This is a genomic window from Amedibacillus sp. YH-ame6 (assembly GCF_053848845.1).
Map to the genome: position 1 here is coordinate 192587 of NZ_JBSPEZ010000001.1, position 13022 is coordinate 205608.

Consider the following 13022-nt stretch of genomic DNA (forward strand, 5'->3'; position numbering starts at 1 on the left):
TGTCAGATTGACAGCTTTTTTCATGAAGTAATATTCATTCATATGTCCTGTATTTGTTCCATTACAGGTAATGTAATCGTAACGATAGTACCCTTTTGCCAAGCACTCGATATGTTGACACCGTAATCTTTTCCATACAACAATTTGATACGTGCGTCCACATTTTGAATTCCAATACCACTGAATCGGCGATCCTTATCTTTGACCTGTAGGAGTTCATCCACTTGGGTTACACCCATTCCACATCCATTATCAATGATCTCAATTACCAATTGATGGCGTAATATTTTCGCATATACATCAATAACACCACTTGTGCTATCATCAAATGCATGAATGAAGGAGTTCTCAATAAATGGTTGAATCAACATCTTAGGTACATAGTACTGTTTCGCATCCACATCAATAAACAAGCGGTGCTTGATATGATCACCATATCGTGTTTGTTGAATTTTTATATAGTTCTCCACATTGTGAATTTCTTCTTCTAATGTAATACTTTCTTTTTGATTTCCTATGGTCATCCTCAACAATTGTATGAAGGCATCAATGGTTGCGGTTGCTTTTTCTTTATCGCCCTTCCACACAAGAAACTTGATAGAAGTAAGCGTGTTATAGATAAAATGAGGATTGATTTGCATCTGTAATGCATGGATATCACTCAAACGTTTTTCCTCTTCTATTCGCATGAGTTCATCGACATAACTATTCAATCCATCCAGCATATAGTTATAGGTCTCTTCTAACTCACGAACTTGCCCGCTTCCTTTCACATCAATGTGATTGGAAAAGTCACCTTTTGTAATAAACTGCATCTTATCACTGATGAGATGAATCGGGTTCATTGCTTTCTTAATAAACAAGAACACCAGTATCACCATGATTGCGACAATGAATAAACACATATAAAATACAGTAGATATACGATTCACTTTGCCTACAAATTGTGATTCATTGATGACGCTTATGATACGCAATCCATTAAAATACATATCCTTTGCCAATAAGGTGTACTTCTCTTCGTTCTCTACATTACGAATCAAAGTTTCTTTATTTTCAATTAGTTTGTTTGCCTGGGCATGATAGTTCTTTAACTGTGTCCCGTTTTGTTTCGTTATATTGGATGAGAGCACCATATTTTGTTCATCTATGATATAAAGGTTATTATTTGCTTCATCAATCAACGAATCATAAATACTAGAGAAATCACTTTGCTTAATCATTACATCTGCCATTCCAAGCACATTACGGTTATCATCATAAATTATTTTTATCACATGGATAACACCCGTATCTTTTAAATTACTAGTAAAGCCATCTTTATCATATTGATAAATTACTTCTTTTCCATATGCAATTGCATTCTTTACAAGTTCACTATTTAATATCGTTTCGTATGGATCCACCATACCCGCATTGTTTTGAAAATATGTTTTTCCATTCTTTCCAACCAACAATAAATTACTAGAAAGGTCCGTACCTATCATACTTGTATTTTTTAAGCTCTTCGTAAGACGATATACTACTTCTGCCTCACTTTGTGGAGTCATTGGCTCATCACTCATATAATTTTTTACATCCGTTGACGTTCCACATGTGCCTAGTATTTCCATAACATCTTCATGTAGGAAATAATATTCATTACTAATTTGCGAAATGATTTTATTATTTGCGTGGCTATATGTTTCCACATAAACCTCATCCGATATGTATACCAATATCATACTGATGGCAATACTTACCGTTACCATAGCTAGTACAACTATGGAAATAATCTTAAAAAACAGCGAATTGTGGGAAATCCACTGTTTTAAACGATTCTTACAGCCTTTAGTGTTTTCGATATTCACTTGGTGTCATTCCTTTATATTTCTTAAAGACTTTACAGAAATAACTATGATCGGAATATCCCACTTTTATTCCAATATCAGAAATTGGCAAGTCTTGTTCTTTTAAGAATGCTGCCGCATGATCAATACGAATTTCATTAAGGTATTCAATGAACGTCTTCTCCGTGCGATTACTAAAATAGCTAGATAAATACTGATAACTAAAATTAAACTTCTGTGCTAAATCATTTAGCGTCAAAGCTTCATCGTAATGATCGTATACATACTTCATCATACGATTGATCATTGCTTGATTAGATTCCAGTTCATAATTTGTAATGATGATTTGAAAATCATCATAGATTTGCTTTAATTCCTTCTGAAAATCCTCCATATATGGTGCCGATTCTAGTTTACTTAAACAATCTAGTTTGAAATAACGAATACTCTTTTCATTGAAATCACGTTCTTCTAAAACAGATATGAAGTTGTATAATTTATTACATGCAAATGTCTTGATTTCAAATTCATCTCTACGAGCCTGTAAGTCGCTCATTACATATGTATAAAAAATATCCATGGCTTCACTCAAATGCAAAGAGGATAATAATCCAGCGAACGTTCGATTATCAAAACGCTCCAACTCCCCTTCTTTCGCAATTTGCATATTTAAAGATACCAAATTTTGATTCTTCAAGTAAAAACGATTCTTTAATGCTGGAACAATTTGCTTATGATAAAGTTCACGGATGTCTTCTATGCGATAGAAAGGTTCACTTAAAAAACAAAGCTCTTTTCCACTCAATTCTTTGCGTATGTTTTGATGAAGAGAAGCAACTTCCTCTTGCGCATAGGAATAAATACATAGTAAGACTTCTTCATTTACCAACATAGAACAAGCATGTGTATTTGGTACTTGTTCAAGTTGCACTTGGAAAAAATTTCGTATTTCTTTTTTATCGAGATGGAAGGCAATGTTGGTCGCCACAAGAATATAATTGTTATCGTGAAAAAAACTTTGGATATCTTCTTTAGGGAGTTCATCGACATATCCCAAAATATATTGGGTTAAGGGCCCATTAATTTGATCAAACTGTGCATTATGCAATACCATTCCGTTAATTTGTGAGGCAGCATTTTTCAATGCTTGCAGAATACTTTCAGGGCTTAAAGTAGGCTTTAAAATATAGTCCACTGCTCCATATTGGAATGTATTTCGTACATAATCAAACTCACTATAACTACTCAAAATAATCACGCGAATATCTGGATACTTTTCTCGTATAATTTTGGTTAACTCCATCCCATCCATCTTTGGCATCACGATATCACTTACCACGATATCTGGATGAAACTCTTCTATTTTTGTTAGAGCATCTTCTCCATTGGATGCTTCTGCGACAATTTTAAAGCCTTCATTTTCCCAATTCATCATATAAGAAATTCCTTGGCGAATAATAAATTCATCATCTACGATCAGTACTTTACAAAATCTTTCTTCCATTCATTTGCCCTCTTCTATATGTTTCCTTGTAGTGCATAAAGTAATGTTATATCTCTCAATATCATAGCATGCATAGTTCCCTATAAGCAAATATTTCCTCTGATTTTATAAAGAAAAAAAGCGATTTTCTCGCTTTCTAAAGTTATCTTTCAATAAGAGTTGATGTTCCTTTGGAAAGATCGCCATTTAACCATTCCCATTCTTCTGATAACACGATTTTACCATTGTTATCTATTGTAGGTGTACTGTGACATCTTCCGATTCGCACTTCATTTTGTAGGTTCACATGTTGATAATGAAAATCAATATGTCCTTCTTCATCAACCGTACCAACCATCGTACCATATTGTATATGACCACCTTGATACTCTGCCCAAAATAAAGTACCTTTTTGATGATATGTAAATATACTTTGTTCATCTACTTCTCCATTTTCAGCATTTGTAATAGGAACAAATACTTTCCCATCATAGTTAAATTTTAGAGTTGTCTGATGTAGATATTTCCGCATAATTTCATAGACAAGTATTTTCTCATTTGCTAGTTCATGAAAACAGTGTTCTAGACTTTGATATCCATTCTTTTCATAAAGGAAACATGCAGGAAGAGAGGAGTCAAGAAAAGCTTCCTCATAATGTTGAGCAATCTGATGCTCCATTTCATTCATAATGAAAGTTCCATAACCATTGCGTTGATGATGAGATGCAATATATAATCGATGAATATGATTATCTTGAAATGTTCCTGTACCAATAAGTTCATCATTTACTTTTACATAATACACAGTTCCAGATTGGATATCTTTTTCGATATTCTTTCGAGAATGCAAATCAAGAAAAAAATCAACAACTTCCTTTGTATAGTATTTTGGATACGTGTTACGAATAGATTCTTGCGTTAATTCAACTATTTCTTCTAATTCTGATAGACTAGCTTGTAATAACTCCATAAATCTCACCTCTTACAGAAAATTTTAGCATACTTTGCATTTGCTTTCTATAGAAAAAGGCTCTTATGTTTCACAAGAGCCTTACTTATCAATATGTTGATGTTCTAATCGTTAAAGCCTTTCCTCGATAGCCTCTTTCTGCTCACTTAGAAGTTAGACCTTCTTTTTTTAGTAACGCTTCATAATCTACGAATTCTTTACCTACCTTATAATCAATGACCATCTTTTGTAATTCTTTTAAATTTTTAGGCTTCACTGAGTTCTCAATCGTAAATTTATTACTACCTACTATAATCGTCATTTTGTTACAATTATCAATACTTGCTAGTACTAGATTTGCTACACTTTTCATAGCCTCAAAATCATAATAGGATGCATCTTCATCAAATGTCAAAGTCATAGAATATGGTTCTTTATCGGTATCTAACTTTAATCCGTAACCAGTATTGATAATATCTGAATATGCAATAGATATTAGTTTTTGCACTCCTGAAACATCTCCGACATAAGGTACTCTATTTTTGAATAAATCATATGCCATACGATTATAGACATTTCCATCTTTATCAAATACAAAATCTCCCAACAACAAATATCCTTCTATGTCTACGATATTTATTTCTATTGGCTGTACATCATTATTTTTATGAAAAACAGATGGTAAAACTCGTTGATAACTTACAAATTGTTCATCCCCTTCACTTACTAATTTCATATCAAAAATACGATCTTTCGTGGACATAGGATATACATAAGCAATGATTGTCTTGTTCTTTAATTGGATATCAGATATGGTAAGATCCGTTGTTCTACTCCCAATCACAAACGATTTTATTAGAATTCCACATATACATAGTGCAATTGTCAAAAATACTGCAAGAATAATTTTATTCGTATTGCGCTTCTTTATCTTCTTCAAAAATTTAATCTCCTCCTGTTGTTCATATGGCAAAGGTTTTTTCATTTCATTATAAAGTGCTTTACAAGATTCACAGCCTTCCAAATGCTCTTTTATACAAACGTTACTTTCTTCACTTGTACAATTATCAATATAGTTTGGTAACAAATCTTTAATTATACTACAAGGTATCTTCATCTTTCATTGCCTCCTTAATTTTTGTTTTTCCTCTATAGAACGTTACTCTCGCCCAATTCTCGTTCTTTTCCATGATTTCTCCGATTTGTGCAAATGATAAATTCGCACTCAATCTTAAATACATAACTTCTCGATAAGGCTCATCTAAATCATGTATAAATTTTAAAGTTCCTACTGCATCCCAATCAACTTGTGGCTGTTCGATATCTTCATTAAGTTCGAGATGTTGTTTCTGTTGAAAATGATTTAGCAATAGGCGATTTGCAATACCACACAGCCACGTATTGATTTTACAGGTGCCATCATATGCGTCTAATTTTGATAAAGCCACAAGAAAGGTGTCTTGTGTTAAATCTTCTGCGACTGATCTATCATGGCATTTCTTCAAGAGAAAACCATAAACGACCTTCACATATTGCTCATAAATCTGTGAGTAATCCTCTTTTGTATAGATCATGATTTCCTCCCTTCATCAATGTATATGAAATATTGCGCTTTCGTTACAAAACTTATTGTTTATTTAAAATTATTTTCAAAATTTTCTTTTCATTATCATATCACGCCCAGCATTCACCTGCAATCGTGTCTCAATCATACCGATATTCTTTTTTAATATGTATTATTAAAATTCACCTTACATTGCTTAAATCCTGATTCTTTTACTCTATAATCAGTTTTTTTTAAGAGCTTCCTATTTTGATAATCGCATAATCTATAGATTACAGACTGATGTGGTGATTATATAAAAGAATACCGTTCTTCATTAAAGTATGATAAAATGTCAGTAGATATATTAAACAAATTATCAATTAACACTCGTAAAAGAATCAAAATAAATGAATAATATAGAAATGAATAATATAATTTTTCAAAGATCATCATTGGGGATAATTTTGTAAACACATCTATAGATGTTTACATACAAATGGAGGGTAAAATAATGAATATCAATCAAAAAACAAAAGAAAGATTCACCAAAAGCTTGCGCAAGTATAAAAAAATTTTGGAGAAAGCACGCGATGCAGATATCAATGAAAGTGATACAGTCACTATAATTACAGACATAATGGAACATGTCTTCGGATACGAAAAGCTTGTAAATATCACCTCTGAATATGCAATTAAGAAAACATATTGTGATTTAGCAATCAAAGTAGAGGATAAATTAAAATTTTTAATAGAATGTAAAGCAATTGGTCTTAATCTTAAAAATGATTTTATCAGACAAGCAACAAACTACGCAGCTAATGAAGGTATTGAATGGGTTGTATTAACCAATGGCATCAAGTGGCAAATATATAATATAGAGTTTTCACAACCTGTAGAAAACAAACTTATTGCTGAATTTGATTTCTTAGAGTTATCCACAAAAAATACTACTGACTTAGAAATACTCGCATACCTTTCAATCGAGGGAAATCGAAAAAGCTCCAAATTCACGCTTAACGATTTAAAAGAACAAAAATCAATCATGAATAGATTTGTCATTGGGCAATTGTTAACAGATGAAACTGTTGCTGATTGTGTGCGTAAATTGCTCAAAAAGCTATGTCCAGAATTAAAAACTAGCAAAGAAGAAATCAGCAATATTATTACCCAAGAAACACTAAAGCGGGAAATCACTGATGGTGATAATGCTGAGGAAGCCAAGAAAAAAATAAGTAGAATGAATCGTTCAGCTATAAGAAAAGCAAAAAAAGAAAAAGTGTCATAAACTAGAAAATACAAGGTAGATATCTACATAAAAGTACTAAAATTGCGTATACTGAGAATGCAGCGGTAGGAAATTCTAAGTGAACCTATCTGCGAAAAGATTCTCTTCGATAGAGGATCTTTTTTTGCATAAGTATTGACAAGGATTAAATTTTGAATTAGAATGTGGATACGATAGCGGTAGGAAATTCTAAGTGAACCTATCTGCGGTAAACCCCTTTCTAGCAAAGGGGTTTTACTTTTTTAAGGAGGAAAAAGATGGTTAAACCATTCAAAACAATAGATGAGCAATATAATCTACTGCTAAGTAGAGGGCTGGAATTTACTGATGAACATGCTGCAAAAACATATCTTTTAAGGAACAATTATTACAACATCCTTAACAGTTATGGGAAATTCTTTACTTCAATAACTGATGAGTTTAAAACTAATACAAATTTCGACGAAATTACACAAGTACATATTTTTGATAAAGAAGTCAAAAGTATATTATTCAAATATATATTAGAAGCAGAGAAACACTTAAAATCAATCATATCTTATTATTTTTCTGAAGCACACAAGGATCAAGCATATCCATATTTAATAGCTACAAACTATAGAAATACAGATATTCTTAAAATCGCCCCACTTATTACGAATCTATCAAACATAATCAGTAAATATCAAAACAAAGATTTTAAAAATTCTATTCAGCACTATATAAAGTTTCATGGTAATGTTCCCTTTTGGGTATTGAGCAACTATATGTCATTGGGTCAAATCGTTGTTTTCTTTAAACGAATGAATTTATCTGAACAAAATAAAGTAGCAAAAGAATTTAGTAAATTATTATCTCAAAATTTAGAGATACACCCCCTACGTTTAGAGGTATGTGAACTCACAGTAATCCTAGATAATCTTTTAGAAGTTAGAAACATTGTTGCTCACAATAACCGTTTGCTTGATTTCAAATGCAAAAGAAATATCCCATACATTAAAGAATTGCATTCTCAGTTTATCAATTCTCCTAATGATCCAAGACAGGATGTTTACAATGTGTTCATAGCATTGCGCTGTCTACTTACAAAAAACCAATATGCTCAATTGCATAATTCTATACGTACTAGAGCTAGAAATCTTAATAAAAAACTTACAACTATTTCATGTAATGTTATCTTACAATCCTTAGGCTTTCCTAATGATTGGTATAGAGTAGATAAGCTAGAACAAGATCAAAGAACTTAGGTAAACGAAAGTTTACCTTTTCTTTAACTTTCTAAGTACATTAATTCTATCAGTTGTTTGCTCAACTTTACAAAATAAAATGTGTCCATTCTGTGTCCAATTGATTGTATATATTCACAAAATATAAGAAAACCCCTTCAAACAAAGAGGTTGCTTTTTTATTGGTGGAGGTGAGGAGAGTCGAACTCCTGTCCAGAAACAGTCCCACGTATAGATGTCTACAGTTTAGTTCATGACATATTTTCATTAGGTAACCATGAACAGCTCCTAATGAGGTGCCTGATTAGATTTTCATGAAGTACCCCTCAGACATAAGTACTTCCTTATCCTTTGTGTCTTAAGCGCTCACGTTCCTATCAAAGGAGAAAGGGAAGCGTGGCGGCTGCGAACCTATTGTTGGTTATTAAGCAGCAAAAGCCATTCTCTGGTTTCCACCAAAGATGTTAGCTAATTTAGTTTTTCCGTTTAAATTTATTTGGTTATTACGTAACCATTCGACTGCAATCTATACCAAACTTATCCCTGTCGAAACCATGACACCCCCGGTTCTAGGAACATTATGTAGTTTACCACAAAGTGTGATAAACTACAATGATTTTAATAGCGGTTCTTCATCGCTTTTTCGATTTCACGTTTTGCGTCTTTTTCTTTTTGTACATTACGTTTATCGTGTAAATCTTTACCTTTTGCTAACGCTATTTCTAGTTTCGCTAGACCTTTTTCAAGGAAAATAGAAGTTGGAATAATTGTATAACCTTTTAGTTTTACTTTCTGTTCTAACTTCAATATTTCACTTTTATGCAACAACAACTTTCGAATACGTGTTTCATCATGATTGAATCGATTTCCATATTCATACGCAAGAATGTGCATTTCTTTAACATATGCCTCATTTCCTGTGAAACTTATATATGCATCTTTTAGTTGTACATGCCCCTGTCGAAGAGATTTAATTTCTGTTCCCTTCAACTCAATCCCTGCAACAAATCGATCTTCCAAAAAATATTCATGCGAAGCTTTTCGATTTGAGGCAATTATTTTTTTTCCACTCATACATACCTCTCTTGTTAATAGACGATTTCTACTTTGTCATTCATAATTTCATTCACACGATTGATAAAGTATTCTCGTGTTACATCTTGTCCATAATTGGTTGTTAACATATGGCTTGCGGCTAATTCGTTTGTGTAATCTTTTAGTACATAGGTTCTATAGTATTCCATTTGTCCTCGAATATAGGTAATGGTAGGAAGGAATTGTACATCTTTGATCGTTGTTTCCTTCTTTGTTTTATTATATTCAATTTTCCAACGTGCCATACCACCTAGCATATTATCCGCATTGTCTTGGGCTGATAAGAAATTTCCCAGGGAATAAATGACCAATGTTTTATTACCATTTTTACCTGTTACATAATCCATAGGTTGAATCACATGAGGATGTTCTCCAATGATAACATCAACACCTAAATCACTCAAGAACTGTGCTAGGTCTTGTTGTTCCTCATTTGGAGTAAATGCGTATTCACTACCCCAATGCATACTCACTACTATGACGTCACTCACCTTTTTTAAGCGTTCTACGTCATGTTTAATCTTATCCTTGTCAATGAGGTCTACTAAGTAGTCTTTGCCCTCAGGAAGGCTATATCCATTCAATCCATATGTATACCCAAGGATTCCAAATTTCACGCCCTTCTTCTCAATAACTTGTAATTTTTCACTATCTTCTTTTGATGCGTGACTTCCCGTAACACTCATATCCGGAAAATGATTCTTTATATAATTCAATTGATTTAGGATTCCTTGTTCACCTGCATCCATAGAATGATTAGAACTAGCTGCTATCCAGTTAAATCCAGCACTATTAACTGCATCTAGAATCTCATACGGGCTATTAAAGGACGGATAAGAGCTCAATCCAAGTTCACTGCCTCCACACATCGTCTCTTGATTAATATAAGAAATATCCGCATCTTGTGTTAAATAATTTGTATGTTCATAGATATCTTTGAAATCGTATTTTCCATCTCCAATACTATTGTACATATAAATCGTATTATGAATAAGATTATCTCCAACAGCACTGAAACTAACTTCTACGATATCATCCTTCTCTACCGTTTTTTCTGATTCTTTCTTAGGTTCTTCTTCATTTAGGTTTCCACTGCATCCACATAAAAGAACCAAAACCAATCCTACACCCAATAATTTTCTCATACTTCTACCTCACAATTTATCGTTTTTTGTTTTTTGTTTTCTTCACAACCAACTCAAAATCAATTTCTCGTTTAAAGCGACTTGCGCCAACACATTGTACAATTACTTTTTGTCCCATGTGATAAACTTTCGCGCTATGTTCTCCAATCAAAGATTTACTCGCACCATCATAATGATAGTAATCATCTTGCATCGTTGAAATATGTACAAGTCCTTCTACTGTATTATCAAGTTCTACAAACATTCCAAACTTTGTAATACCACTAATAACACCTTCAAAAACTTTCCCAACACGCTCTTCCATATATTCTGCTTTTTTCATATCATCTACTTCGCGTTCTGCGTCAACTGCATTACGCTCTCTTGTACTTGATTGATCTGCTGCAGATTCACACCATGTTTCATCAAAGCTCATTTTATCCACATCGTGTAGTTCTTCAAATACATATTTACGCAACATACGGTGGACCACTAAATCTGGATAACGCCGTATTGGAGAAGTAAAATGCAAATAATTTTTTAGCGCTAATCCAAAGTGTCCGATACAACGATTATCATAACGTGCTTTTTGCATACTTCTCAACATAAAGGTAGATAGTACACTGTAGTTCTCTTGCCCTCTTGCTTCATTTAGTAAGCTTTGTAGTTGTGCAGGGTATACATTTTGGATTCCACCTTGAAAGTTATACCCAAGGGATTTCGCAATACGTGCAAATTCACGAATTTTCTTAGGCTCAGGTGCTTCATGAATTCGATACATGCTAGGTACTTCTAACCAACGAGTATGCATTGCCACGGTTTCATTTGCTGCAATCATAAAATCTTCAATGATACGCTCTGCTTCGCCTCGCTCACGCAAGACAATATCTTTCACTTTTCCATGATCATCCACTAGGATACGTGCTTCTTTTGTATCAAAGTCAATGGCACCAAGCTTTTCTCTACGTTTACGTATAATGCCAGATAATACTTTCATATCAATACACATCTTTAATAAATGTGGATATTTTGTTTTTACCTTTTCATCTCCGGCCAATATTTTATTGACATTGGTGTAGGTCATTCTTTCATCGGATTTAATGATAGAAGGATAAATCTTATAATTCTGTACTTCTCCCTTGCGATCGATTTCCATCATACATGTTTCGCTTAATCGTTCTACTTTCGGATTCAAAGAACAAATACCATTACATAAAGCATGAGGCAACATAGGCACTACACGATCCACAACATATACAGAAGTACCTCTTGCATATGCTTCTTTATCAATCGCACTTCCTTCTGTTACATAATGTGAAACGTCTGCGATATGTACATACAAACGATACCCATCTTCTATCTTTTCAATGGATATGGCATCATCTAAGTCTTTTGCGTCTTCTCCATCAATTGTAATTGTTAATAGATTACGTAAGTCTTGTCGCTTCTCACATTCTTCTTTACTGATTTTCTCTGGAATCTTTTTAACTTCTGCCATTACTTCATCACTAAATTCCGGATTGATATCCTTCTCTAATAGAATAGATAAAATATCGATACCTGGATCGTACTTATATCCAATCTCTTTTTCAATATGACATTTTAAAACCTGTCCATATCCATCAATCGCAAGAAGAATCTTAGAATCATTTACCAAACGAAACTCATCATAATTGGTAATTTTAAATTTTCGATTGTTCATATAGTTGTCAGGTAAAAAGTAGCGAGATCCCTCTTTTATTTTTACGGTACCTACCACATGTTTTACTTTGTGTTCAAGGACTTCTAAAACTTCCCCTTCTACAGAGCCATCGTTGTTCGTCCATGTTTTCGCGTATACTACATCGCCTTCCATACCCAATCCTAAATTATCTCGATTGATATAGAAGCTTGTATCTTTGGTTTCCACAAACCCAAAACCCTTTGGATTGATACGCAAGTTTCCACTCACATACCCTAACTGTTCACTTAGATAATAGTGCTCATGATGATCTCTTGCAAGTACTCGTTCTACTTCTAAGCTATTTAATTCTTTCATTAAATTTGTGAAGGACGTGCTATCTTCCATATCTAATGCTCTAGAAAACTTCGCTGCATCCATTCCCTTATAACTGTTATCTTTTACAAGGGCAATAATTTTTTCTTTTATATTCATAGGTAGCCCTCCTTTATTTTGTATTCCACTACTTATTATAACATTAAAAAAAGACCTTAAACGGTCTTTATTATATAATACGCAAGATTATAACAAGAGCGAAGAATGCAATACCTAAAACTAAGGTAAGATTGGACAATATTTTCTCTGCCCCGCGTTCTTTTACATTGGCAAATAAGTTCAACCCTTCACCAGCACCAAACGCACTACCTAATCCATCTGATTTTCCGCTTTGTAATAAGGAAAGTATGATCAATACGACCGCTATTAACATTAATAAAATTTCAAATATGCTCATATTATCCTCCTTCCTGCTAAACGCTACGTTAGTATTATAGCAAACACTTCACA

General features: G+C 33.2%; 11 protein-coding genes and 1 other RNA gene. 2 read left to right on the forward strand and 10 right to left on the reverse strand.

The annotated features are described in order from the left end of the window. Positions 1-38: 38 nt before the first annotated feature. From ACWG0P_RS00985 to ACWG0P_RS01005, 5 genes are all read right to left on the reverse strand, one after another. On the reverse strand, positions 39-1850 hold the full coding sequence (locus ACWG0P_RS00985) for a cache domain-containing sensor histidine kinase (protein WP_455800083.1): 1812 nt from the start codon (positions 1848-1850) through the stop codon (positions 39-41). Continuing rightward, positions 1831-3333 (reverse strand): response regulator transcription factor, encoded by a 1503-nt coding sequence (locus ACWG0P_RS00990; RefSeq protein WP_455800084.1) that lies wholly within the window; start codon positions 3331-3333, stop codon positions 1831-1833. The genes ACWG0P_RS00985 and ACWG0P_RS00990 overlap by 20 nt, the downstream gene beginning before the upstream one ends. A 142-nt stretch (positions 3334-3475) precedes the next feature. Beyond that, positions 3476-4282, reverse strand: a complete 807-nt coding sequence (locus ACWG0P_RS00995; protein WP_455800085.1) for a GNAT family N-acetyltransferase — start codon at positions 4280-4282, stop codon at positions 3476-3478. A gap of 142 nt (positions 4283-4424) precedes the next feature. Further along, entirely contained in the window at positions 4425-5378 is a 954-nt protein-coding gene (locus ACWG0P_RS01000; RefSeq protein WP_455800086.1) for a DUF4825 domain-containing protein, read from the reverse strand. Then, a complete protein-coding gene (locus ACWG0P_RS01005; protein ID WP_455800087.1) occupies positions 5362-5835 on the reverse strand; it encodes an RNA polymerase sigma factor in 474 nt (157 codons plus the stop codon). The genes ACWG0P_RS01000 and ACWG0P_RS01005 overlap by 17 nt, the downstream gene beginning before the upstream one ends. Positions 5836-6318: 483 nt before the next feature. Here ACWG0P_RS01005 and ACWG0P_RS01010 point away from each other — a divergent pair, with 483 nt between their 5' ends. Further along, the gene (locus ACWG0P_RS01010) at positions 6319-7092 is read left to right on the forward strand and encodes a type I restriction enzyme HsdR N-terminal domain-containing protein (RefSeq protein WP_455800088.1); all 774 of its coding nucleotides are present in this window, start codon (positions 6319-6321) and stop codon (positions 7090-7092) included. Positions 7093-7349: 257 nt separating this feature from the next. Continuing rightward, positions 7350-8318: an Abi family protein gene (locus ACWG0P_RS01015; RefSeq protein WP_455800089.1), complete on the forward strand. Its 969-nt coding sequence runs from the start codon at positions 7350-7352 to the stop codon at positions 8316-8318. A 162-nt stretch (positions 8319-8480) separates the two neighbouring features. On the opposite strand, the gene ssrA is transcribed toward ACWG0P_RS01015, so the two are convergent. From ssrA to secG, 5 genes are all read right to left on the reverse strand, one after another. Next, positions 8481-8862: a transfer-messenger RNA gene (ssrA, locus tag ACWG0P_RS01020) on the reverse strand. 53 nt (positions 8863-8915) lie between these two features. Continuing rightward, positions 8916-9371 carry an SsrA-binding protein SmpB gene (smpB, locus tag ACWG0P_RS01025; protein WP_455800090.1) on the reverse strand — a complete coding sequence of 152 codons (456 nt, stop codon included), beginning with the start codon at positions 9369-9371 and terminating at the stop codon, positions 8916-8918. A 14-nt stretch (positions 9372-9385) separates the two neighbouring features. Then, positions 9386-10537, reverse strand: a complete 1152-nt coding sequence (locus ACWG0P_RS01030; RefSeq protein ID WP_455800091.1) for a CapA family protein — start codon at positions 10535-10537, stop codon at positions 9386-9388. Between the two features lie 16 nt (positions 10538-10553). Then, a complete protein-coding gene (gene rnr, locus ACWG0P_RS01035) occupies positions 10554-12671 on the reverse strand; it encodes a ribonuclease R (protein WP_455800092.1) in 2118 nt (705 codons plus the stop codon). 70 nt (positions 12672-12741) lie between these two features. Further along, on the reverse strand, positions 12742-12969 hold the full coding sequence (gene secG / locus ACWG0P_RS01040) for a preprotein translocase subunit SecG (RefSeq protein ID WP_455790170.1): 228 nt from the start codon (positions 12967-12969) through the stop codon (positions 12742-12744). Positions 12970-13022: the final 53 nt, after the last annotated feature.